Source organism: Flavobacterium sp., from assembly GCF_027533505.1.
Taxonomy (GTDB): Bacteria; Bacteroidota; Bacteroidia; order Flavobacteriales; family Flavobacteriaceae; genus Flavobacterium.
In genome coordinates, this window is sequence record NZ_JAPZUB010000034.1 from 42,585 (window position 1) to 66,385 (window position 23,801).

Annotated in this window: 21 protein-coding genes; 15 read left to right on the plus strand and 6 right to left on the minus strand. The window is 41.2% G+C overall.

The window, feature by feature from the left end:
- Window positions 1-43 precede the first annotated feature (43 nt).
- From rpsO to O9316_RS07850, 4 genes are all read left to right on the plus strand, one after another.
- Window positions 44-313, plus strand: coding sequence for a 30S ribosomal protein S15 (gene rpsO / locus O9316_RS07835; protein ID WP_073363115.1), 270 nt, complete (start codon window positions 44-46; stop codon window positions 311-313).
- A 130-nt stretch (window positions 314-443) separates the two neighbouring features.
- Window positions 444-2,642, plus strand: coding sequence for a polyribonucleotide nucleotidyltransferase (locus O9316_RS07840; RefSeq protein WP_298203595.1), 2,199 nt, complete (start codon window positions 444-446; stop codon window positions 2,640-2,642).
- A gap of 120 nt (window positions 2,643-2,762) precedes the next feature.
- Window positions 2,763-3,632: a hypothetical protein gene (locus O9316_RS07845; protein WP_298203596.1), complete on the plus strand. Its 870-nt coding sequence runs from the start codon at window positions 2,763-2,765 to the stop codon at window positions 3,630-3,632.
- 387 nt (window positions 3,633-4,019) lie between these two features.
- Entirely contained in the window at window positions 4,020-5,135 is a 1,116-nt protein-coding gene (locus O9316_RS07850; protein WP_298347101.1) for a hypothetical protein, read from the plus strand.
- Window positions 5,136-5,538: 403 nt separating this feature from the next.
- Here the strand turns inward: O9316_RS07850 and O9316_RS07855 are convergent, their stop codons facing one another.
- The 3 genes from O9316_RS07855 to O9316_RS07865 form a co-directional block, all read right to left on the minus strand.
- Window positions 5,539-6,138: a CDP-alcohol phosphatidyltransferase family protein gene (locus tag O9316_RS07855; protein ID WP_298203598.1), complete on the minus strand. Its 600-nt coding sequence runs from the start codon at window positions 6,136-6,138 to the stop codon at window positions 5,539-5,541.
- Between the two features lie 177 nt (window positions 6,139-6,315).
- Entirely contained in the window at window positions 6,316-6,939 is a 624-nt protein-coding gene (locus tag O9316_RS07860; protein ID WP_298203599.1) for a hypothetical protein, read from the minus strand.
- The gene (locus O9316_RS07865) at window positions 6,927-7,454 is read right to left on the minus strand and encodes a hypothetical protein (RefSeq protein WP_298203600.1); all 528 of its coding nucleotides are present in this window, start codon (window positions 7,452-7,454) and stop codon (window positions 6,927-6,929) included. Before O9316_RS07865 ends, O9316_RS07860 begins: the two co-directional genes overlap by 13 nt.
- 100 nt (window positions 7,455-7,554) lie before the next feature.
- On the opposite strand from O9316_RS07865, the gene O9316_RS07870 reads away from it, so the two are divergent.
- The 3 genes from O9316_RS07870 (at window position 7,555) to rpe (ending at window position 10,824) form a co-directional block, all read left to right on the plus strand.
- Window positions 7,555-8,505: a helix-turn-helix transcriptional regulator gene (locus O9316_RS07870; RefSeq protein WP_298203601.1), complete on the plus strand. Its 951-nt coding sequence runs from the start codon at window positions 7,555-7,557 to the stop codon at window positions 8,503-8,505.
- Window positions 8,506-8,792: 287 nt separating this feature from the next.
- Window positions 8,793-9,656 (plus strand): sigma-70 family RNA polymerase sigma factor, encoded by an 864-nt coding sequence (locus O9316_RS07875; RefSeq protein WP_073363102.1) that lies wholly within the window; start codon window positions 8,793-8,795, stop codon window positions 9,654-9,656.
- Between the two features lie 508 nt (window positions 9,657-10,164).
- Window positions 10,165-10,824, plus strand: coding sequence for a ribulose-phosphate 3-epimerase (gene rpe / locus O9316_RS07880; RefSeq protein ID WP_298203602.1), 660 nt, complete (start codon window positions 10,165-10,167; stop codon window positions 10,822-10,824).
- 26 nt (window positions 10,825-10,850) lie between these two features.
- Here the strand turns inward: rpe and O9316_RS07885 are convergent, their stop codons facing one another.
- On the minus strand, window positions 10,851-11,270 hold the full coding sequence (locus O9316_RS07885; RefSeq protein WP_298203603.1) for a CBS domain-containing protein: 420 nt from the start codon (window positions 11,268-11,270) through the stop codon (window positions 10,851-10,853).
- Window positions 11,271-11,337: 67 nt separating this feature from the next.
- Window positions 11,338-12,336 carry a GntR family transcriptional regulator gene (locus O9316_RS07890; RefSeq protein WP_298203604.1) on the minus strand — a complete coding sequence of 333 codons (999 nt, stop codon included), beginning with the start codon at window positions 12,334-12,336 and terminating at the stop codon, window positions 11,338-11,340.
- Between the two features lie 100 nt (window positions 12,337-12,436).
- Between O9316_RS07890 and O9316_RS07895 the strand changes: the two genes are divergently transcribed.
- The 7 genes from O9316_RS07895 to O9316_RS07925 are packed head-to-tail and all read left to right on the plus strand — an operon-like array spanning window position 12,437 to window position 21,870.
- The gene (locus O9316_RS07895) at window positions 12,437-13,480 is read left to right on the plus strand and encodes an aldose epimerase family protein (RefSeq protein WP_298203605.1); all 1,044 of its coding nucleotides are present in this window, start codon (window positions 12,437-12,439) and stop codon (window positions 13,478-13,480) included.
- Between the two features lie 4 nt (window positions 13,481-13,484).
- Window positions 13,485-14,555, plus strand: coding sequence for a glycosyl hydrolase 53 family protein (locus O9316_RS07900; RefSeq protein ID WP_298203606.1), 1,071 nt, complete (start codon window positions 13,485-13,487; stop codon window positions 14,553-14,555).
- 6 nt (window positions 14,556-14,561) lie between these two features.
- Entirely contained in the window at window positions 14,562-15,566 is a 1,005-nt protein-coding gene (locus O9316_RS07905; protein WP_298203607.1) for a glycosyl hydrolase 53 family protein, read from the plus strand.
- 4 nt (window positions 15,567-15,570) lie between these two features.
- On the plus strand, window positions 15,571-17,976 hold the full coding sequence (galA, locus tag O9316_RS07910; RefSeq protein WP_298203608.1) for a beta-galactosidase GalA: 2,406 nt from the start codon (window positions 15,571-15,573) through the stop codon (window positions 17,974-17,976).
- Window positions 17,977-17,982: 6 nt separating this feature from the next.
- Window positions 17,983-19,155, plus strand: coding sequence for a galactokinase (gene galK, locus O9316_RS07915; RefSeq protein WP_298203609.1), 1,173 nt, complete (start codon window positions 17,983-17,985; stop codon window positions 19,153-19,155).
- Window positions 19,152-20,198, plus strand: a complete 1,047-nt coding sequence (locus O9316_RS07920; protein ID WP_298203610.1) for a UDP-glucose--hexose-1-phosphate uridylyltransferase — start codon at window positions 19,152-19,154, stop codon at window positions 20,196-20,198. Before galK ends, O9316_RS07920 begins: the two co-directional genes overlap by 4 nt.
- Before the next feature lies 1 nt (window position 20,199).
- Complete coding sequence (locus O9316_RS07925; RefSeq protein ID WP_298203611.1) at window positions 20,200-21,870, plus strand: sodium/sugar symporter; 1,671 nt, start codon at window positions 20,200-20,202, stop codon at window positions 21,868-21,870.
- Here O9316_RS07925 and O9316_RS07930 read toward each other — a convergent pair.
- Window positions 21,841-22,722, minus strand: a complete 882-nt coding sequence (locus O9316_RS07930) for a zinc-dependent peptidase (protein WP_298203612.1) — start codon at window positions 22,720-22,722, stop codon at window positions 21,841-21,843. The two genes, O9316_RS07925 and O9316_RS07930, sit on opposite strands and share 30 nt — an antisense overlap.
- Window positions 22,723-22,755: 33 nt before the next feature.
- Between O9316_RS07930 and O9316_RS07935 the strand changes: the two genes are divergently transcribed.
- A complete protein-coding gene (locus O9316_RS07935; protein WP_298203613.1) occupies window positions 22,756-23,022 on the plus strand; it encodes a hypothetical protein in 267 nt (88 codons plus the stop codon).
- Window positions 23,023-23,801: the final 779 nt, after the last annotated feature.

A 23,801-nucleotide genomic window follows, 5' to 3' on the forward strand; every position in this document is an offset into this window, starting at 1 on the left:
GAACGACCCAATCTACATAATAATTATTTAAACAAATATTAGCATGTACTTGACTAAAGAAGTTAAAGAACAAATCTTCGCTAAACACGGAGGAGCTGCTGCAAACACGGGTTCAGCAGAAGGACAAATCGCTTTGTTCACATTTAGAATTAACCACTTAACGGAGCACTTGAAAAAAAATCGTCACGATTTTAACACGGAGCGTTCGTTGGTGAAATTGGTAGGTAAACGAAGAAGCTTACTCGATTACTTGAAAAATAAAGATATCAACAGATATCGTGAAATCATCAAGGAATTAGGTATTAGAAAATAATACAAAACTTAAGAGGTGCCTGCGCGCCTCTTTTTTTTAAACACCATTAAAAAAAAGTTTCAGTTTTTCATTGGGTTACAACAACTAACAACAACACAACTAACCTTAATTAAAAACAGAATTAAATTTTATGATTCCAAAAGTAACCCAAGAAACCATTACTTTGGCCGATGGAAGAACCATCACCATTGAAACCGGGAAACTTGCCAAACAAGCCGATGGTTCGGTTGTCGTTCGCATGGGCAATTCTATGCTATTGGCTACAGCCGTTTCGGCACGCACGTCCAATCCCGGAGTAGACTTTTTACCTTTAACGGTTGATTACCGTGAAAAATTTGCCGCTGCGGGGCGTTTCCCAGGCGGATTCTTCAAGCGTGAAGCCCGTCCTAGCGACGCGGAAGTGTTGACCATGCGTTTGGTTGACCGCGTATTGCGTCCGTTATTTCCGGATGATTATCACGCCGAAACCCAAATCATGATTCAATTGATGTCGCATGATGAAGAGGTTATGCCCGATGCATTGGCTGGATTGGCCGCTTCGGCTGCGTTGGCTGTTTCTGACATTCCTTTCTACAACTTAATTTCGGAAGTTCGTGTAGCCCGTGTCGACGGAAAATTGGTCATCAACCCAAGTCGCACCGATTTAGAGCGTTCAGATATCGACATGATGATCGGAGCCTCTATGGATTCGGTTGCAATGGTAGAAGGCGAAATGAAAGAAATTTCAGAGGCCGAAATGATTGAAGCCATCAAGTTTGCTCACGAAGCCATCAAAATTCAAATTCAAGCGCAAGAGCGATTAAGAGCCGCTGTTGGTTCTCCAGCATACCGCGAATATGAAGGTGAAGTTGAAGATGAAGAGGTTTACAAAAAAGTAAAAGCAGCTTCGTATGACAAGTATTATGCTATCGCACAAGAAGCTTCTGCAAAAAGCGAAAGAGGCGAAAAATTTGCGGCAGTGAAGGAAGAAGTAAAAGCGCTTTTTAGCGAAGAAGAATACGCCGAAAACCCCGATTTAGCAGGGTTGGTTGGTAAATACAATTACAAAACACAAAAAGAGGCCGTACGCAATGTGATTTTGGAAAAAGGCATTCGTTTGGATGGAAGAAAAACAACTGAAATCAGACCTATTTGGTGTGAAACAGATTACTTACCTTCTGTTCACGGATCGTCTTTGTTTACCCGTGGGGAAACACAAGCCTTGGCAACAGTAACCCTTGGAACGTCTCGCGAAGCCAATGTGATTGACAATGCCTCTGAACAAGGGGAAGAAAAATTCTATTTACACTACAACTTCCCTCCGTTCTCCACTGGAGAGGCAAAACCGTTACGTGGAACGTCGCGCCGTGAAGTAGGACATGGAAATTTGGCACAACGCGCCTTAAAGAATATGATTCCTGCCGATTGTCCGTATACTATTCGTGTGGTTTCAGAAGTATTAGAATCCAACGGTTCCTCATCAATGGCAACAGTTTGTGCTGGAACAATGGCACTAATGGATGCGGGAGTTCAAATGATTAAACCCGTATCGGGTATCGCGATGGGATTGATCACTGACGGACAAAAATTTGCTGTTCTTTCTGATATTCTAGGAGATGAAGATCACTTGGGAGATATGGACTTTAAAGTAACGGGGACAGCAGACGGAATTACCGCTTGTCAAATGGACATCAAAATTGATGGATTGCGCTACGACATCATGGAGCAAGCCTTGGAGCAAGCACGTGAAGGCCGTATGCATATTTTAGGTAAAATTACGGAGACCATTGCTACACCTAGAACAGACGTTAAAGATCACGCTCCAAAAATTATTACCCGAACTATTCCAGGCAACTTTATTGGTGCACTTATAGGTCCAGGTGGAAAAGTAATTCAAGAGTTACAAAAAGCATCGGGAACTACCATTGTCATCAACGAAGTGGACGAGCAAGGTATTGTAGAAATCTTAGGAACTAGTCCGGACGGTATCGCAATGGTATTGGCTAAAATCGATTCCATTATTTTCAAGCCCGAAATTGGCGAGACGTATGAAGTTCGTGTCATCAAAATGTTGGACTTTGGAGCGGTAGTTGAATATACCCAAGCCCCTGGAAATGAAGTATTGCTTCACGTTTCTGAATTGGCATGGGAGCGCACTGAGAAACCTTCTGATGTGGTGAATATGGGCGATGTATTCCAAGTGAAATACTTAGGCATTGATCCCAAAACACGCAAAGAGAAAGTCTCACGCAAACAATTGTTACCGCGTCCTCCACGGGATGAAAATCGTCCTCCGCGCGAAGACAAACGTCCCCCTAGAGGAGAGAAAAAGGATACGTCTGATAACTAAATAGATTTAAATTCTAGCATTGAACTCCCGTTTCATGGTATTGAAACGGGAGTTTTTTTTATAAAATCTAAACATTTGGCGTAATTTTTGTTAATTTTATACAATAAAAACCAAAAAAATATGAGAAAATTAATTCAAGCCCTTAGTTTATGTTTAGTTGCATTAATGGCATCTTGCGATTCCGAGTCAAGTACGGTAGCTACAGAAAGCACAATGAGTTTAGTGAAAAGAATTACTTTACAAACCTATTCACAAACGCCACAGGACAACACTAAACGTATTCGGTATTATTTGAATAATCAAGTAATAGCCGACACTACTTTTAATCATTTAGATCAGTGGATTAGTAGAAATGTAATTACAGTAAGTGGCAACACTAAATCGTATAAAACCTTTAACAACAATAACCAATTAACTTTTCAACAAGATTTGATTTACGACACCTCCGGAAGGTTAATTGAAAGAAGAGATGTTTTACCGTATAACAATTCAAAAACTTACGTTTATAATGATATAGAAGGAAGCGTTACTATTTACACAACTTTTCAAAATCAGCCCAATACACCAACTTTTTATCTAGCCACATTCTACTTTCATTCCAATGGGCTCTTATTTAAAGAATCTTTAGGTGCAGATAATCCTGATATCAGAACGGTGACCTACAACAATCTGCAACCACTCTCATTCCAAAGCACTAATAATCCAAATGCAAATTTGGTATATGAATTTTATCCATTCCCCAAACCTGCTAACTTAACAATTCCTATATTAGAAATGAATAATACCATGCTACGTGAATTATCAATACGAAATGTTAATGCTATATGTAATTTTTATCCTTTCTACGCAAACACCACAATTGGCAATTTCACTATCACCTATCAAAGTACATTTAACAGCTCCGATTACATTACAAATTTTACAACTACACGGGTAAATAATACTAGTGGTGCCTCATTAACTGAGGAAGAAATTTATATTTACAATTAACTATTAACTCAGAACTTACATAAGGTGTTTGAAAATACTTATTGAAAACCGAATAAATACAATATATTACTTAAAACTAGTATTGGCATTATAGTTTTTACTTCAAGCAAATTCTAAAGTCATATTATTGCTTAAATTTATTTTAAAGGCGGTCGATGTAAATTAATGCCTATTTCAGCGCAACCTATTCTACAATTTATCATCTACTAGTATATTATTGAGGTGAAAGCTATACTTAAATTTAAAATTTTTATTTTCCTTACAGTATTGTCACTTGGTTTGGAGAGTTGTAACAACGAACCTGCCGAAGGTACTGTATCCACCATCGGGTACCCGAATGAGCTCTTCAAACTCATGTTAAACACTACGTCACAAAATGGTGACCCAATGAAAGAGCAAATTTGTATCGATTTTGTATACCCTTTTCAACTGTTGGTCTACAACACCAATCGGGAGCCGGTGCAAAACTTGACCATGACGGATGACAGTACTTTGTTTCAAACGTTGGTGGATTTGCCGCTAAATCACACTATTAGCATCTCATATCCCATTGAAACTACCGATTCCAATGGCAATATCATCAGTATTAACAATGATGATGAACTATTGATTTCACTGCGTTCGTGTTCGGATGAAAGTGTGATTTCGTATATCACTGGACAATTTTGTACCCCTACGAGTTGTGTTACAAAAATTCCATACCTGCCCGATAATGCCGATAATGAATATGCTGGCGCTATTTTCTATGCCAATCCAGATGGCACCATCACTTTACGCCATTTGGGCAACAACTATCTAGGAACTTGGACGGTGATGTTTATCAATCGAAAATCGTACATCAACATCAACTTTGCGGGTATCAATCCCATCGCGACCTATTGGAATAAAAGTTATCACTATTTGGGCTTTGTGGGACCGTATAGAAAGCTCACCTATTCGGGGGGAGAGCGGTTTTTTCTTCAGACGTGTAATGAAATTCTTCCGTATCAAGTAGGTGATTTTGGTCCTTCGGGGGGGATTATTGCTTATGATAAAGGAAGTTATTCGGAGGGATGGCGTTATATGGAAGTGGCTCCCAACGATTTACCAATAAGCGAATGGGGATGTGTCACCTCCAACATGATGAATGCGCAATTTGATGGTGTTGGTAGTGGGTATCAAAACTCGGTAGCTATTGCTAATTTTCACCAATCGTTAAATCAATACGCGACGAATCCTGGGATTTGTAGTGCGTTGAATAATGGAAGTGTTGCTGCATTTTCGGCTTTAACAAATGATTTTGGGGACCAACGCGACTGGTGTTTGCCTTCGCATGATGAGTTAAAACTGATTCATGACAATTTGCACATGAACGGGGCCGGTGGATTTTCAGCAACTCCGTATTGGAGTTCAACCGACACAGGAACACCTCAGGCAAAATGCATTGATTTTAATACGGGCGCCACTGTTTTACTTCCCAAAAATACGGCTAATGTGGGTACACGTATGGTTCGTTATTTTTAAATCATACGATTTTTAATCCTCAATCCGCATCGATTTATGGGTTCTTGCTTAAGCGCAGGGATTGCACGAGGGGGAGCAGCGGCATCCTGCTCCGACGCGAGGAGGGGCAGATACAGCGGATGACCCGGCCCCGATTGCGGAGAACAATGTTTGTTATTGTCAACTAAAATTCTGGCAATCGGGGCGTGCCCAAAAATAAAAGAACGACTTCGGTTTTGTTTTTCTACATCTTAGTATCTGTTCTGTATGATTGATTTTCTAGATTATTTAATGTGATTTATACAACTTGTTAATCTAACCTTTCCAATACCGACTTTTTAATTCGGGCGATGGTATTACTAGGTGTAGGTATTGTATTATTGGTTATGAACAGTTTATTCAAAAAATACAAGGACCGATTGGATTAGTTTAAAAGACGGTGTTTTTTGAACGGAATTCCTTTTCGAATCAAATACGCATGGTAGGCACTAGGAACATCATGGGTCCATTGCGGTAAAATCCAAATGATGAGATACACATCCAAATGACTTATTACCCCAACAATTACGGCTAAAGCAAAAGGCCAACCCGCATGCGCAAATCCAATAAGAGAAATAAAAGCCCCCAAGAGTGTTATGCCCCAAAGTTTGGACAAAAAGGCATGCGTACAGGTTTCGCGACCAAATTTGAGAAAACTAAATACATAGGTTAGTGCTTCCATCCCCAATACGGTGAGCACAGCCACTCGGTTGTCAGCGATTATTTCTGGATTCAACAACCAAGCACAAATACCAATACAAACCCAAAACACCATATCGGTTTGACTGTCCATGCGACGTAGCTTAGCGGTAGCAGTACCCGTTTTACGAGCAATAATGCCATCGAGGATATCACTTATAAATCCGAGACTCATAAGCACTAGAAGCATGGGTCGAACTTGAGCCATGTCCAATACAACTGTAGTGATTGCTAATGGACCTAACATCAATCGAAAGAGGATAAGGAGAAGAGGAATCTTTTTCATTTTATTTGTTTTTTAGATAGGTAATGAATTGTAAGCATAGATACTTTAATTGCTTTCGCAAAAGACTTTCGGGTTCATACCATTCAACCCCTTTTCGATAGATCCAAGACAAAAACCAAAGCATCTTTTTATGCATGACTTTTCGAGAGTTATACCAATTTTAGACAACCAACTGGATTAAAATCGGCTCACCATTCCCCAAGAAATGAGTGTTCCGCCAAAATGCGCTTCATGCTTTTTGTAAAATAGTGTATAAGGTTGCAGCGAACCCGTAACATAAAATCCGAATCGATTCCAATTGAGCTTCACCGTCTGGGAGAAAAAAAGAGTATGCAAATTGGTTTTTTTATCTAAATCGTGTTGGAATTGATCTGGATATTGTGAAGCGACTCTATAATAAAGCGCAGCCCATCCTAAACCCGAATTGGACTCCAATGAAAATTCGTCAGGATTGGAACCTTGATACCAAACTTTACTGTAGCGAAGACCTAATTTTAATCCCACTCTTGCCGATTCAAATTGAATGAGTGAGTCGGCATACCGATAGGAAATAGTCCGAGGTTTTTCTAGAAAATTTAATTCTAGTCCATAATCTAAATAGTGATTTTTTGCTAATCGATTGCGCAACCAATACCCCACTTCGATCCCATGTACAAACTTATTACTCAAATTACCTTGGGGATAGTTGAACCCTATTTCGACATAATTTCTTCGAAAGGTATCCGGTGATTTTACAAAAATGGTATCTTGAGCTTGGATTAGTTGTAACCCAAAAATTACGAGTAAGACTATTTTTTCCATCGGGATAAGGATTTAAAGATGGAATAATACGAACCGGAATTTCCTGCACCTATGATAAAGAGCATGCCGCTATGGTCAAAGGTTTTTCGTACCACTAAACTTGAATCCGGTTGCCGATACAATTGCATTTTACTTTTTTGAGTCATCATCAATAAAGGCGGAAAATTTAATGTTTCATACTCGGTATAGAATTCAAAACATTTCCTTTTTAATTTCCCTTCATAGTGTAAAAAATGATGGTTCCCCAACCGATCACGAAAATGGATTACCAAGGCTTTGGGTGTCACTTCCAAATGATAAATCGTATCGGCATTGTAGCGATTCAGTTCGAAGAATTCGATTAAATTTCTTTTTTTAGCAACCGAATCGATAGGTTGGAGTGCATAATTGTCTTTCCAACCTGTTCCTTTTGTTTTTACTTTCTCAATTTCTTGAAATTGCAGTTGACTGACCGAACAAGAAGTTGCCAAAGCACTAAAAACGAGTAAAAGTGTCAAAAATGTAAATGATTTCATAGGGGTAAACGTTGAATTACAGTTCAAAATTAATTGTGATTATCGCTTATTAGTTTGTGCTTTTTACTAATTTTGAAGAAATTTTTTGCGATTTTCACAAATGAACACCCAGGAATTACTATTTAAAGCACTTAGAAAAAAGATAGGCAACCGTTCACTGCATGACACTTTGGTTGAACGTTTGGGCATCAGTTATGATGCAGCCCATCGTCGCGTAAGTGGAAAAAGTAAACTATCCATGGACGAAGCCTTACGATTGAGCAAAGCTTTTGGTATTTCGTTAGACCAACTGGAACAAAATCAGAATCATTTAATTTGTAAAAAGTCGACGGCAGTAACCTCGCAAACGGAATTGGCGGCTTATTTAGAAGATGCCTACATGCATTTAGCGGAGTTTAAAAATCAGGTGACTTTCTATTATTCGGCCAAAGACATTCCGCTCTTTTATACTTTGGGAAGTAATTTACTATCCAAATTTAAGTGGTATGTATGGTTGAATTTACTGGCAAAACCAGAAAACATTAAAGCTTTCGACCAATTTTATTTAGAGCAAAGTATAGCGGATTATACTCAAAAATTAGAAAACCTCTACCGACAAAGCACAGTGCACGAACTCTGGAATGATTCTACCTTAAACAGTTCGCTGTATCAAATTGATTATTATTATGAAGCCGGTTTATTGACGGCGCGTCATGCTCAAGAGTTATTGGAAAACCTAGTTACCTTAATTGATCAATTGGAACAAAAGGTGAATGACAATCCCAACTTCTATTTATATCATCATGAATTACTACTCATGAACAACAATGTATTGGTACAAAGTGAACAACAAGCCAAATTGTTTGTCCCCTACACGATGATTAGTTATTTAATTACGGATGATCTTTATACTACACAAGAATCGATAGTTTATTTTCAACGCCAATTGGGCAATGCAAAGTGTTTAAATGCTTCTGGACCTAAAGATCGTTTACAATTTTTTGCCAAAAAGAAACAACGCATTCAGTATGTTCTCTATAAAATTAATAACACAATTGAATTTAAAATATAAATTAATATCGTTTTGTTCTTAAATTAAATTGTTAATCCTTGAACAATTAATTTACATGAAATTCTTCATTAATTTTGAAATGTTACTTTTCAATTGATTACACTATAAGATATTGCTTCAATATAATTTATTTATTAAAAACAAGCGGTAATCAATTGTACCAGCGGTCCAACAACCACTTTATTAGGGTATAATTATTATTTTAAAAAAAGCAGAATTTATGTAACTTTTATGAAACACGTTACGTAAAACACCTGAAAACTTAATTTTAATAAGGAGAAAACGTAATGAGACAGCTCAAAATCACCAAGCAGGTAACCAATCGTGAAACTGCTTCCTTAGACAAATACCTACAAGAAATCGGAAAAGTAGATTTGATTACTGCCGATGAAGAAGTGGAATTGGCACAGCGCATTAAAGCGGGTGACCAACGCGCACTTGAAAAACTTACTAAAGCTAACTTACGTTTCGTTGTTTCCGTAGCAAAACAATACCAAAACCAAGGTTTAACGCTACCCGACTTAATTAATGAAGGAAACTTAGGGTTGATTAAAGCGGCGCAACGTTTTGATGAAACCCGTGGATTTAAGTTTATTTCCTATGCGGTTTGGTGGATTCGTCAATCCATTTTACAAGCCTTGGCTGAGCAATCGCGTATCGTTCGTTTGCCGTTGAACAAAATTGGTTCGATTAATAAAATCAACAAAATGTACGCTTTGTTGGAGCAATCTAACGAGCGTCCACCTTCTGCTGAGGAAATCGCAAAGGAATTAGACATGACTGTCAATGACGTAAAAGAGTCGATGAAAAACTCGGGACGTCACTTATCAATGGATGCGCCTTTGGTGGAAGGGGAAGATTCTAACCTTTACGACGTATTGCGTTCGGGAGAATCTCCGAATCCCGATCGTGAGTTAATTCATGAATCGTTACGCATCGAAATTGAGCGTTCTCTAGAAACCTTAACACCAAGAGAAGCCGACGTAGTACGTTTGTATTTTGGATTGGGTGACCAACACCCGATGACGTTGGAAGAAATTGGTGAAACTTTCGACTTGACCCGTGAACGTGTGCGTCAGATTAAAGAAAAAGCCATCCGACGTTTAAAACATACATCACGAAGCAAAATATTAAAAACGTATTTAGGATAATACATACGTTTCAAGCACTACAGTTCAGGGAAGTCACTCCACAACTTAAATGCCGAAACGTGAAACACATTTAACGCAACAACAGTCCACGACTGTTCGTTTTTTGATTGATGATTGAAACTCCGGCTGATTACCGGAGTTTTGTTTTTTTAGGGCAAACAAAACCCGGTCTGTTCGCTTGCAGCTCGAGTTTTGTTTCACACCGTTCGTATGCTGCTCGGGTCCGGAGTTTTGTTTTTGTCATTGCGCGCTTTTTATGCGAAGCAATCGTATCTTATACCTCATTTTTTGGGCGTGTCCTTTCAGGCCAGGCTTTCGCACTCGCTTTTTTGTAGTGTTTCATTGCATTACACACTACAAAAAGAGCTCAAACAATTGCTCAACCCTTTACGCAAACCAGTAATAAAAACCCATTTATTTTTCTTAGCGAACTTTGCGACGAACCTTTGCGGTCTTTGCGGTTAAAATTTTACCTTTGCCAAGACATCACTAACTCACTACATCCACAATGAAAAACACCTTAATTGCGCCTTCCGTTTTGGCAGCAGATTTTGCTAATCTTCAACGCGATATCGAAATGATCAATCAATCGGAAGCCGATTGGTTCCACATTGACATTATGGACGGCGTTTTTGTTCCTAATATTTCCTTTGGGATGCCGGTTTTGGAAGCAATTCAAAAACATGCCAAAAAAACCATTGATGTACATTTAATGATTATCGATCCTGACCGATATATTACTACCTTCAAAAAATTAGGCGCCGATATTCTGACGGTACATTACGAAGCTTGCACCCATTTGCACCGTACCCTTCAAGCCATCAAAGCCGAGGGAATGCAAGCTGGAGTCGCTTTAAATCCGCATACCCCTATTGAAGTTTTAAATGATTGTATTCAAGATATTGATTTGGTTTGTTTGATGAGTGTAAATCCGGGGTTTGGGGGACAATCGTTTATCGAAAACACCTACAACAAAGTGATCCGTTTAAAACAACTGATTACTGAGAAAGGCGCTACTACTTTAATCGAAATCGACGGTGGCGTTACGGACCAAAACGCAAGACAATTGGCCGCTGCCGGGGCAGATGTTTTGGTGGCAGGAAGTTTTGTCTTTCGCGCCGAGAATCCGATAGCAACCATACAAAATTTGAAATCAATTACAAGATAACATTAAGGCTTCTTCGGGAGCCTTTTTTAATACTGCGCCAATAAGTATTTAATCAAGTCCGTGGTTGTGACAATACCTACCAATAATTCATCCAATACCACCGGTAAAGCATGAAACTCACGAGATGCTAAAATTTCGGCAACCTCCCGTATAGTAGTATCAGGAGATACAGTAACCAAATGGCGCGCCATTACTTGCTCTATCGAAAACATATTGTAAACGGTAGTATCTACTTCCATCGCTTCCTCGTCAACAGCATCGGCAAAAGAAATTCGCAACAAATCGGTGAGACTCAACATCCCAACAATGGTATTGCCCTGCACCACGGGAATATGACGGATGTGATGCTTTTTGAACAACGCTTCTGCTTTCGTTAAGTCGTCTGTACTGTTGAGTTTAATTACATTTTTGGTCATTATCGTAGCGACCGGTACATGATTTTTCATAAGATTATCCTTTAATGGTTGATTAAAAGTAGTCGATAAAAAATCAAAAAAATATGATATAAATCAGTTACAACGATTGCCGCAATAACAAACGACTTGGATTTTCCTCCTGAATAAATTCTTGCGTTAGCACCCAATCGGCTAAACGTTTTCCCATTGCTGAAAAATCGGTCGAAATCGTTGTTATTCCGCGGGCTACGACTTTCTTTAATGGGGTGTCATTGTAGGAGATAATGCCCACATCGCTCCCAATTTCCAATCCGTACTCTTGTGATTTTTCTACCACTCGAACCAAATCACGATCGTCGGGGATTACAAACACCGTTCCCCGTTCTAATTGCGAAAGCTCAAAATGCGATTGTATCGTATACCGCTTTCCAAAATCACGACAAAATTGCTCAAAACCAGTCACCATCCCAAAAGGTTCTTTCTGGCCCGGAAACAACAACACCAATTGGGTATAAGGTTCCAATCGTGAAGCAGCCAGCGTCAAAGCCGAATACATGGCGCGAACAAAATTTTGATAAATACTGGGATACTGCTGTAAACTGGGTCGCGTTTGGTCTAAAATGAGCACATCCTGACGAGGCAATTGCGCAATAATTTCCTCAACACCTTCCATGTTGGAGGGCATAAGAATGTATTTTGAATAACTTCCCGACGCATCGTCTATCATTTTGCGAAACAACCCCAAATTAAAATGATGAAAATAAATATCCACCTGTGCGTTATTCCCTAAAGCGTCCAAAAACGCATTGTAAATATCTTCCTTAAAGGCATTCAATTCGTCAAACAATAAAAAATAGCGCTGCGTATAGCTGAGATCTTCACTTTTTACAAAATACCCTTTCCCCAAATGCGCGTAAATAACCCCTTTCTTTTTCAACATCTCATAGGCTGTTAAAACCGTATCACGCGACACCCCGTTCTCTAAACATACCTTATTCACGGACGGTAATCGATCGTGTTTTCGCCACTTCTTTGTCACAATCGCCTCTTCAACGGCAGCAACAATTTGCCTATAAATAGGCGTAACGGACTGTTTATCAATTTGTATAATGCGCATTTTTTAAAAACCGGTAGGGTGTAAAACAAAAACTGGTAGGTACCGGTATGCAATTTACAATAAAGTCGGCTAATTTTGATAATTCCAAAAAAAAATCAGGATGAAATCGTCACATTCGCAACTGCAGTCGGCAACGGGAGCACAATTTTTCGGGACAACGCCTTTGGGTCAGGATGTGTATTTGCGCACCATTCGCAATCAAAACGGTATGGAACTTTCTGTGGCTGATTTTGGGGCGACGATTACGCGATTAAAAATTCCCGTAAATGTGCTGTATGCGGTCGATGTTGTTCTCGGCTTTGAATCGGTTGCCGATTACATTCAATCGTTTTCCTTACCCAACCCCCCTTTTATGGGAGCTGTAGTGGGACCCTATGCTGGGCGTATCAATGCAGGAAAAGCACCGCTAAATGGTGAGATCATTCAACTCGAAACCAATGCGGGTGCACACCATTTGCATGGAGGCTCGACCAATCTAAGCAATCAATTGTGGCGGTTTAAATCGGCAACATTTGGTGAAAATCCGAGTTTGACCTATACTTACACCTCGGCGGCAGGAGCAGGAAATTATCCGGGCATACTAACCTTGTGGGTAACCTATCAACTTTTGGAAAACAACACCCTAAAAGTAACCTTCAAAGGAACCGCAACAGCCGATACATTCCTCAATCTCACCCAGCACAGTTATTTCAATTTAAACGGACACGACACTTCGATTCATGGCATGCAATTGCAACTCTATGCCTCACAAAAATTGGAGACCACCTCAGATATGATTCCCACAGGAAATCGTATTTCCGTTCGTGAAACTGCCCATGATTTTGCGCAACTTCGAGCGTGTCCTAAAGCGTGTGATACGACGTTTATTCTTTCGAATGCCCATGCCGCGACTTTATACAGTCCGAAAAACCAATTGCGTATGGATGTTTTTACCAACCAACCTGCGGTACATATTTATGTCGGTGGCAACTGTTTTGATACCATTACAGGCAAAGAACAAGCCGCCTACCACAGCCTAAGTGGCATTTGTTTTGAAACCCAAAAATTTCCCGACGCCCCCAATCACCCCCATTTTCCGAATACCGTGCTACGAAAAGGAGAACCCTATTTGCACGAAACGTTATTTCAATTTCAAAAACAATAAGCATATGAAAAAGTTACTCTCTTTATGTAGTCTTATCTTTCTTTTCTCTTGTTCCAACAGCGAAGAAAATACAAGTCCAACGCCTACTCCCGAACCGACCTTTTATCGCGCTACGGATGCGTCTTTTATTCCGCTTATCGAAAGTGAGGGAACCGTCTATAAAAACAACGGAGTGGCTGAAGATCCCATTCTTACGCTCAAAAATGCAGGATGCAACGCCATTCGCATTCGTCTTTGGCACAATCCAGCCGACGGACACAGTGGATTTAATGAGGTAAAAACCTTTGCACAACGCATCAAACAAGCGGGGCTGAAAGTTTGGATCACCGTACACTATTCTGATACTTGGGCCGATCCCGGACACCAAACCAAACCTGTAGCTTGGCAGAGTATGGATTTTAACAGCTTGAAAAATGCTGTAATCAGTTACACCACCCAAATTGTCAACGAAATTCAACCCGATATCATTCAGATTGGCAACGAAACCAACGACGGCATGCTGTGGCCTGAGGGACGCCTTTCAACACAAGAAAATCAATATTTACAACTTGTAAATGCCGCTTGTGGAGCCGTTCGTTCGGCCAATCCAGCCACAAAAATTATGCTTCATTTTGCCGGTTTAACAGGTGCTGATTGGTATTTTGGAAAAGTAGCTCAGGTTGACTATGATTATATCGGACTCTCCTATTACCCCATTTGGCACGGAAAAAGTTTGGTCGATGTACAAAACAAAATGAATACGCTTGGCAACTTACATAATAAAAAAGTGATGCTAGCCGAAACATCCTACCCTTTCACCCTTGGCTTTGATGATTTTACCAACAATGTGGTAGGACTAAACAACCAATTAATCCCCGGTTTTGACGCCACTCCCAATGGCCAACGCGGCTTTTTCTCAGCCATCAAAAACATGGTAAATCAATCGCCCGTAGGTGTTGGATTTTGCTATTGGGGCGCGGAATGGGTGGCGTTTCGAGGACCCACAGCAACCAATGGATCCAGTTGGGAAAATCAAGCCTTATGGGACTTTGACCAAAATGCTTTACCTGCGATGAGCGTGTTTAATGCCAATTAATTGAAAATGAAAAAGCTATTCACAACGCTATGCCTGTGGGGCACTATCCTTACTTGGGCGCAAGAACCCTTTTTTGCCAAAGGAGCCGATGTGAGTTGGTTACCCCAAATGGAAGCCAGCGGTATCGTCTTCAAAGACCCGCAAGGCCAACCCAAAGACTGTTTGCTTATCTTGAAAGAATTGGGCATGAATAGCATCCGATTGCGCGTTTTTGTGAACCCTAATAACGACAAAACCAGCGGCCATTGCAATACTGAAGAAACGGTAGCTATGGCACTTCGGGCACAAAAATTAGGCCTGCGCATCCTTATCGATTTCCATTACAGCGATTCCTGGGCCGATCCTGCCAAACAAAACAAACCCAAAGCATGGGAAAATCTACCATTTCCACAACTTTGCGATGCCGTTTACCAGCATACGCTTGATGTCCTTATGGCCCTCAAAGTCGCGGGCATCACCCCGGATTGGGTTCAAATTGGCAATGAAATTCCAGGTGGAATGCTCTGGCCCGACGGTAGCACCCAACATTGGAATCAATTGGCACAACTGCTTAACAAAGGATATGACGCCACCAAAGCCGTAAATCCCAACACCAAAGTAATCGTACATGTGGATGAAGGAAATAATATTGAAAAATTCAACATCTTTTTTGACCAAGCCACAAAGCACCAAGTGCGTTACGATATCATTGGACTCTCCTACTACCCTTTTTGGATTAAAAAGGATTACTCAGAGACGATCACCGATTTGGAAACGAATTTGATTACCTTGTCTAAAAAATACAATAAAGACGTAATGATTGTTGAAGTAGGCGGTGAAGTCTCCAAAGTTGACAATACCTTTCAATTGCTAAAAGCTACGCTAAATGCGGTACGAAAAGTTCCTAACCTCCGTGGCTTGGGCGTATTTTATTGGGAACCTCAAGGCATTCAAAGTTGGAGTCACTACAGCTTAAATGCTTGGATGGAAAATGGCCAGCCTTCACCCGCTTTGGACGCTTTTAAAAACTAAACCTATGCAAAAAATCTTTCTCTATATTGGAATATTGGGCTGTATTTGCTTTTCAACCCAAGCGCAACGTATCAGCAAACTCGATAACGATTGGCGCTTTCATTTCGGACATGCTGCATTACCTGAAAAAGATTTCAACTACAGTTTGGCTACCATTTTCTCCAAATCGGGAGGTGCCGCACAAACCGCAATTGATCCGAAATTTGTAGACACAACATGGACCAAAATCAACATTCCCCACGATTGGGCCGTATCCTTGCCTTTTGTGTACGATCCGAGCTATGAAGTGGAGTCGCACGGCTACAAACCGGTCGGCGGACGGTTTCCAGAGACCAGCATTGGTTGGTACCGCAAGCGCTTTAGCGTTACCCCACAAGCTGGACTCGACCGGTATGCATTGCAATTTGATGGCATCTTTAGAAATGCATCCGTGTGGCTCAATGGATTTTATGTAGGAACCAACCAAAGTGGCTATGTGGGCATCTCGTATGATGTAACCGATTATATTCAAGTAGATAAAGAAAATGTATTGGTCGTTCGTGTAGATGCTACGCAGTATGAAGGTTGGTTCTATGAAGGAGCAGGCATCTATCGGCATGTTTGGTTGCATCAATTCAATTCCCTGCACGTGGCCGATGGGGACTTTTTTGTTCATTCGAAAATAGAGGGTAAAAAAGCAACCGTAACCCTTGAAACCACAGTGACCAATAAAAACTTTTCCCCTACCTATTGTACCGTTGCAACCTATATTACCTCTCGTGATGGAAAAATACTAGGGAAGTCGAGCGAACAGTCACTCAACTTGACGACCAACCAACAAGGTACCATCAAACAAAAAATTATACTCAATAATCCGCTGCTCTGGGACATTGACAATCCGTACCTGTATCGTGCCGTAACCGTTATCAAACAAAATGGAAAAATCGTCGACCAACACAAAATAAAGTTCGGAATTCGTAGCGTCGCATTTGACGGTAAAAAAGGATTTTTCTTGAATGGAAAATCCCTTAAAATTAAAGGAACCAACAACCACCAAGACCATGCAGGGGTGGGCAGTGCTTTACCCGATGATTTGCAGTATTACCGAATAAAACTACTGAAAGAAATGGGCTCCAATGCCTATCGAGCCAGTCATCATGCGCCTACGCGTGAACTGCTGGAAGCGTGTGACAGTCTCGGTATGTTGGTGGTTGACGAACAGCGCTTGTTGAACAGCAGTGCAGAATATTTGGATCAATTCACCCGACTGATCAAACGCGACCGCAATCATCCTTCGGTTTTTTTATGGTCAATTGGGAATGAAGAAGGTTGGATTCAGAAAAATGATTTCGGTAAAAAAATTGCCCTTACTTTACTGGCCAAACAACGGGAACTTGATCCTACACGAACCAGTACGTATGCCGCCGACATGGGGAATGAATTTCCAGGCGTGAATGAAGTCATTCCGATACGTGGTTTCAATTACCGGCAGTATGCTGTTGCCGATTACCACAACGACCATCCCGAACAACCGCTGGTTGGAACCGAAATGGGGAGCACCGTAACTACACGCGGTATTTATGAAAAAGACCCCATTCGAGCGTACGTTCCTGATCAAGATATCACAGCACCTTGGTGGGCGAGCAAAGCCGAAGATTGGTGGCGATTAGCGGCCGAAAACGACTATTGGATGGGTGGCTTTGTCTGGACAGGATTTGATTATCGCGGCGAACCTACACCCTACAAATGGCCCAACATCAATTCGCATTTTGGCATCTTGGACATGTGTGGCTTTCCAAAAAACATTTATTATTATTACAAAAGTTGGTGGACAGATGAAGAAGTAATGCATATTTCTCCTCATTGGAATTGGACGGAAAAAAGGGGACAAGCTGTTGAAGTTTGGGTCAACACGAATGCAGAAGATGTGGAGCTTTTTTTAAATGGAAAAAGTTTGGGTAAAAAAATCATGCCCCGCAATAGTCATCTGAAATGGTCTGTCCCGTATGAACCGGGCAAACTTGAAGCGGTTGGGTATAAAAAAGGGAAACGCATCACTGCACATATAGAAACTACCGGAACGCCCCATCGTGTTATCGCTACACCCAACCGTGTGCAATGCCAAGCCAATGGTACCGATGTAATCGTTGTCAACCTTTCAATTGTCGATGCAGAAGGTCGTGAAGTGCCTGTAGCCGATAACCGCGTCCAATTTGAACTCACAGGAGAGGCCAAAATCATTGGTGTTGGAAACGGCGATCCAAGTTCGCACGAACCCGATCAATCTTCAAATGGCATTTGGCAACGCAATGCATTTAATGGAAAATGCCAAGTAATTATTCAGGCGGGAACCACCGCGGGAACCTTCCTGTTAAAGGCCTCAGCCAATGGACTCCAAACGGCAACCCTAACATTGACCCAAACCAAATAAGCCTTCATGAAAAAGCAACTTGTACGTCACACCCGCGACTATTTTCAACGCATTTACAACCAAGTCCCTGACGCTATTTTTCTATCGCCTGGACGAATCAATATCATTGGGGAACATGTCGACTACAATGACGGTTTTGTTTTGCCTGCCGCCATCAATAAATACGTATGTTTTGCCCTGCGAAAAACCAACAACGATACCATTTCTTTTCATGCCAAAGACATCAACGAATCCTATTCGCTCTCGATTCACGATAATTTGGCCCCTGTTGAAACCATGTGGGTCAATTACCTCCTCGGCGTTTTGGACGAACTCAAGCGTCGGAACAAAAAGGTATCGGGTTTTCAAATGGCATTTAGCAGCACCGTACCCATGGGATCGGGCCTTTCCTCGTCGGCAGCGGTCGAGTGCGGATTGGCTTTTGCTCTAAATACGCTATTTGACCTTGGGCTTTCCCGTCAGGAGATTGCCTTGATTGGCCAACAAGCAGAACATCGTTTTGCAGGCGTAAAATGCGGTATTATGGATCAATTTGCTTCTGTTTTTGGTAAAAAAAACAAGGTCATCAAACTCGATTGTACTACCTTGGATTATTCCTATTATGATGCCCATTTGGGGGACTACAGTTTGCTACTTTTGGACAGTTGTGTCAAACACACTCACCTTACCTCAGGCTATAACGATCGAAGAAATGAGGTGGAAGTGGGTTTAAAAATGATTCAGTCGCAGTTTCCAGAGGTACATACCTTTCGCCATTGTTCGTTGGAAATGATTGAAAATCTCAAAACCGAATTAGGCGATATCATTTACAAGCGCTGCCTTTTTGTCGTCAAAGAAATAGCCCGTGTTGGTCAAGCCATTGCGGCATTGCAAGCGAAAGACTATCCTTTGCTGGGACAAACAATGACCGAAACGCACTGGGGACTCTCCAAAGAATATGAAGTTAGTTGCCCAGAAATTGATTTTTTGGTCGAAACAATGGTGCAACACGAAGGTGTTTTAGGAAGCCGAATGATGGGCGGTGGTTTTGGAGGCTGCTCTATTAATCTCGTTCCAAAAATTCAAGAAAAAACAATTATCGCCACGATGAAATCGGCGTATTTTGAAAAATTTGGTATCCATTTGAACTACTACCCTGTTAAAATTTCAAAAGGAACCACCCAATACCAAAAAGCATGATGGTTTTTGATCGAAACGAACACCCCCACCGTCGCTTCAATCCTTTGTTGGGAGAATGGATTTTAGTTTCCCCACAACGGGCCAAACGCCCATGGCAAGGACAACATGAAACTGTTGTTAGTGACACGCTCCCTTCTCATGACCCTTCATGCTATTTGTGCGCAGGAAATACACGTGCCAATGGAGAAATTAACCCTGAATATTCGGACTGTTTTGTCTTTGACAATGACTTTGCCGCCTTACTGAATCAGGAGGTACAGCATATTACGCCTCCTGATTCTTTTTTTAAACTGCAACCGGAGCGCGGCATCAATCGTGTTGTTTGCTTTTCCCCATACCACCATTTGACCTTAGCCGAAATGAACGTAGCAGCCATTGAGAAAGTTATTGCTACTTGGCAAAACGAATACCAACAATTAGGGCAACTGGATTATATTAACCATGTTCAAATTTTTGAAAATAAAGGCGCCGTCATGGGATGCAGCAATCCACATCCCCACGGTCAAATCTGGGCACAATCATCACTTCCTACCCAAGTAGCCAAAACACATGAGCATTTGACTCGCTATTTCCAACAAAACGGAACGAATCTGCTTTCCGATTACATTCAGGCAGAAATACGGGCCGAAGAACGAGTAGTCTACAGCAACGCTCATTGCATCATTGTGGTTCCGTTTTGGGCAACCTGGCCTTATGAAACATTGTTGCTTCCCAAGCGAACAGTTTCAAATATCCTTGAATTTACTGCAGACGAAAAGGCGTCATTTGCCGAGGCGATAAAAGTGCTTACAGTCAAATACGACAATCTTTTTCAAACACCATTCCCCTATTCGGCAGGAATACATCAAGCCCCTACCGATGGGATGCAGCACCCCGAGTGGCACTTGCACATGCATTTTTACCCGCCCTTATTGCGCAGTGCCTCGGTCAAAAAGTTCATGGTAGGCTACGAAATGCTCGGCGAAGCACAACGCGATATCACGCCCGAGCAAAGTGCTGCTATTCTCAGGGAAACCTCCAACCAACATTATAAACAAACGTAGTATGAAAACATTGGCTACCCAAGATTACATTGTCTTTTTCCTTTATTTTATCCTTATCGTAAGCTACGGAGGCTACATTTATTATAAAAAGAAAAAAAAAGAAACCGATAGTAAAGACTATTTCTTAGCCGAGGGTTCACTCACGTGGTGGGCGATTGGTGCTTCATTAATCGCCAGCAATATCAGTGCTGAACAGTTTATTGGCATGAGTGGTAGCGGATTCAAAATGGGACTCGCTATTGCCACTTACGAATGGATGGCCGCATTTACCTTACTCCTTGTAGCTGTCTTTTTCATACCCGTCTATTTAAAAAATAAAATCTACACCATGCCCCAGTACCTGCACCAACGGTACAACGGTCAAGTAGCCATGATTATGTCGGTATTTTGGCTTTTGCTGTATGTTTTAGTCAACTTAACCTCCATATTATACCTCGGTGCACTGGCCATCAGTAGTATCTCGGGGTTAAACCTAACGCTCTGTATGATTGGTTTGGCTGTTTTTGCCCTTATGATTACTCTTGGGGGCATGAAAGTAATTGGTTACACCGATGTGATTCAAGTGTTCTTTTTGATTTTGGGTGGACTCGTGACAACCTATCTCGCATTGAATTTAGTCGCCGAGCAATACGGTACAACTGGCGTATGGAACGGTTTTACCTTAATGAAAGAGAATGCCTCTGATCATTTTCACATGATTTTTGACAAAACGAATCCCAACTACATGGACTTACCGGGTTTGTCGGTACTGATTGGAGGAATGCTCATCATCAATTTGAACTATTGGGGCTGTAACCAATACATTACGCAGCGTGCCTTAGGCGCCGATTTGAAAACGGCTCGCGAAGGGATCTTGTTTGCCGCCTTTTTAAAATTACTCATGCCAATTATCGTGGTTATTCCCGGTATTGCAGCCTATGTGCTACATCAAAACGGCTACTTTGGCCACGAAATAATGCAAGACGGCAGTATCAATCCAGACCGCGCCTATCCTACACTATTGAACTTACTCCCTGTGGGATTGAAAGGACTCTCCTTCGCTGCACTAACCGCCGCGATTGTGGCCTCATTGGCTGGGAAAGCCAACAGTATTGCGACTATTTTTACCTTGGATATTTACAACAAAAACCGAGCGCAACCCGCATCGGAGGCGCAGTTGGTAAAAGTGGGAAAACAAGTAGTCATCGCGGCATTACTTATCGCTATCCTCGTGGCACCCTTTTTAGGGATTGACAAAAAAGGAGGATTCCAATACATTCAAGAATATACCGGCTTTGTAAGTCCGGGTATTTTTGCCATGTTTATCCTTGGCTTTTTCTGGAAAAAAACAACCTCCAATGCCGCTTTGTTTGCCACAATCGGCGGATTCTTACTCTCGCTACTTTTCAAATTTTTACCGGGATTGCTAAATTTAGAATTCCTCTACAACACCGGATTTGCTGTCCCCAATGCCGATGGACTTTATGAAATTCCGTTTGTAGACCGTATGGGCTTTGTATTTCTAATTTGTGTCTTGGGTATGGTAGGCATCAGCCTTTATGAAAACAAACGCGGGGTGACACCCAACGGACTGGAACTAGAGGCCTCGCTTTTCAAAACATCACCGGCTTTTACCGTGTGGAGCATACTTGTGCTCGGAATTCTAGCGGCGTTGTATACGATTTTCTGGTAATTGCAAAGTATGGGCATGGTTGAGCATGCGACTGACTTTCCGAAAAAGATTAGGAAAATGCGACCGAAATTCTAAAGGCGTTTCATAATAATGCTCGATGACGACCGCCAGAAACTCGTATTCATTCGTAAAGGCATAATCCCGAAAATAGTTGGATTCGACAATTTGCCGTTGAATATGCGGATGCTTCACAAATTGCATGAGATTGTTGTAGTGCCGTTTAAATACAGACGCTGTAGTAGTGCGCTCTTGATGCGCATTACGATGCAGTACATGGGTAAACTCGTGAATCCCCAAATTCAAATTGTCGTTGTCTACCGAATGTCCCTCGAGCAAATCAGCCCATGAAAACACCACCGCTCGCATGGCAGGATTAAATTCCCCTTTGTGATATTGATCCGTGATATTCGAATAATAGACCTCAGGATAGATGATTATACGCTCAAAAACATCCGCTAGGTAATCCCGAAATCCAAAGGTGAGCATCACATAGGTGCCCGAGACAAGCATCCGAACGTCTTCTGTGACAGTAAAATCCCTTCCATTAATTTCATAAACCTCCAAGAAATGCGCGACACGGTGTTCAAACTCAATTTTTCGCTTTGGTGGTAAACGACGGTAAAAGGAAAAATAATGGTGAAGTAAACTGGACTGGTGCAACGATACCTTTTTCGTTTTCCACCGAATTGGAAATCGAAGAGGATGACCAATGAGTTCAGCGATAAAATAATCGAGTATATTGACAAAAAAGTAAAAAAATAGTATCGCAAAAGTCAATACTATGAGTAAAAAAAATAGTGCAATTAAAATTCCCCCCATGTGCCCATAAAACCCAAAGATAACAAAATACATCGTGTATTCACTGTCCGAAAACAAACGTTTTAATTGCGCAACCCGTTTCCGTATCCTTTCCCATTTCCAACCAAGACCTTCGAATTGATTTTGGCAGCCGGATATCCCCACACCGCAAGAATGCGGCTTCCCGTGCTCCACTGTATCGTGCCTACGGTGCCCTCCGCCACGGATGCCGTTGCGCCCGGGGCTGTATACAAACATGGCACTGTGATGATGGTTTTGAAGAAAGAAAGTTTACAACAACCCCACAATCTAAATGGAACGCCATCGATCCCTCAAAGCGCCGCTTTAAAATAACTAAGGCGAAAAGAAATTTTAAAATAAACAATAATAACACGAAGGGGAGTCAACTCCGTTGATCCCTCAAAGCGCCGCTTTGAAAATAACAAGGGTGAAAAGAAATTTAAAATAAACAATAATAACACGAAAGGGAGTCAACTCCGTTGATCCCTCAAAGCGCCGCTTTGAAAATAACTAGGGCGAAAAGAAATTTTAAAATAAACAATAGTAACACGAAAGGGAGTCAACTCCGTTGATCCCTCAAAGCGCCGCTTTGAAAATAACAAGGGCGAAAAGAAATTAAAATAAATACAATATCACGAAAGGGATTCAACTCCGTTGATCCCTCAAAGCTCCGCTTTGAAAATAACAAGGGTGAAAAGAAATTTTAAAATAAACAATAATATCACGAAAGGGAGTCAACTCCGTTGATCCCTCAAAGCTCCGCTTTGAAAATAACTAGGGCGAAAAGAAATTAAAATAAATACAATATCACGAAAGGGATTCAACTCCGTTGATCCCTCAAAGCTCCGCTTTGAAAATAACTAGGGCGAAAAGAAATTTTAAAATAAATACAATATCACGAAAGGGATTCAACTCCGTTGATCCCTCAAAGCTCCGCTTTGAAAATAACTAGGGCGAAAAGAAATTAAAATAAATAGGCTATGGTCTAATTAATATACGGTAAATTTATTATGTTTTTAAATTCATACCATGCGGAGAATGATGTAGCTATTAACAACACGGTTTTCTTTAGCGGACTTTGACTTTCATTTATGATTGATTTTAGCGCATAC

Bases quoted from the DNA above. Each gene is read 5' to 3' on its own strand.
- rpsO (WP_073363115.1), top strand. From the start codon at position 44: ATGTACTTGACTAAAGAAGTTAAAGAACAAATCTTCGCTAAACACGGA.
- O9316_RS07840 (WP_298203595.1), top strand. From the start codon at position 444: ATGATTCCAAAAGTAACCCAAGAAACCATTACTTTGGCCGATGGAAGA.
- O9316_RS07845 (WP_298203596.1), top strand. From the start codon at position 2,763: ATGAGAAAATTAATTCAAGCCCTTAGTTTATGTTTAGTTGCATTAATG.
- O9316_RS07850 (WP_298347101.1), top strand. From the start codon at position 4,020: ATGAAAGAGCAAATTTGTATCGATTTTGTATACCCTTTTCAACTGTTG.
- O9316_RS07855 (WP_298203598.1), bottom strand. From the start codon at position 6,138: ATGAAAAAGATTCCTCTTCTCCTTATCCTCTTTCGATTGATGTTAGGT.
- O9316_RS07860 (WP_298203599.1), bottom strand. From the start codon at position 6,939: ATGGAAAAAATAGTCTTACTCGTAATTTTTGGGTTACAACTAATCCAA.
- O9316_RS07865 (WP_298203600.1), bottom strand. From the start codon at position 7,454: ATGAAATCATTTACATTTTTGACACTTTTACTCGTTTTTAGTGCTTTG.
- O9316_RS07870 (WP_298203601.1), top strand. From the start codon at position 7,555: ATGAACACCCAGGAATTACTATTTAAAGCACTTAGAAAAAAGATAGGC.
- O9316_RS07875 (WP_073363102.1), top strand. From the start codon at position 8,793: ATGAGACAGCTCAAAATCACCAAGCAGGTAACCAATCGTGAAACTGCT.
- rpe (WP_298203602.1), top strand. From the start codon at position 10,165: ATGAAAAACACCTTAATTGCGCCTTCCGTTTTGGCAGCAGATTTTGCT.
- O9316_RS07885 (WP_298203603.1), bottom strand. From the start codon at position 11,270: ATGAAAAATCATGTACCGGTCGCTACGATAATGACCAAAAATGTAATT.
- O9316_RS07890 (WP_298203604.1), bottom strand. From the start codon at position 12,336: ATGCGCATTATACAAATTGATAAACAGTCCGTTACGCCTATTTATAGG.
- O9316_RS07895 (WP_298203605.1), top strand. From the start codon at position 12,437: ATGAAATCGTCACATTCGCAACTGCAGTCGGCAACGGGAGCACAATTT.
- O9316_RS07900 (WP_298203606.1), top strand. From the start codon at position 13,485: ATGAAAAAGTTACTCTCTTTATGTAGTCTTATCTTTCTTTTCTCTTGT.
- O9316_RS07905 (WP_298203607.1), top strand. From the start codon at position 14,562: ATGAAAAAGCTATTCACAACGCTATGCCTGTGGGGCACTATCCTTACT.
- galA (WP_298203608.1), top strand. From the start codon at position 15,571: ATGCAAAAAATCTTTCTCTATATTGGAATATTGGGCTGTATTTGCTTT.
- galK (WP_298203609.1), top strand. From the start codon at position 17,983: ATGAAAAAGCAACTTGTACGTCACACCCGCGACTATTTTCAACGCATT.
- O9316_RS07920 (WP_298203610.1), top strand. From the start codon at position 19,152: ATGATGGTTTTTGATCGAAACGAACACCCCCACCGTCGCTTCAATCCT.
- O9316_RS07925 (WP_298203611.1), top strand. From the start codon at position 20,200: ATGAAAACATTGGCTACCCAAGATTACATTGTCTTTTTCCTTTATTTT.
- O9316_RS07930 (WP_298203612.1), bottom strand. From the start codon at position 22,722: ATGTATTTTGTTATCTTTGGGTTTTATGGGCACATGGGGGGAATTTTA.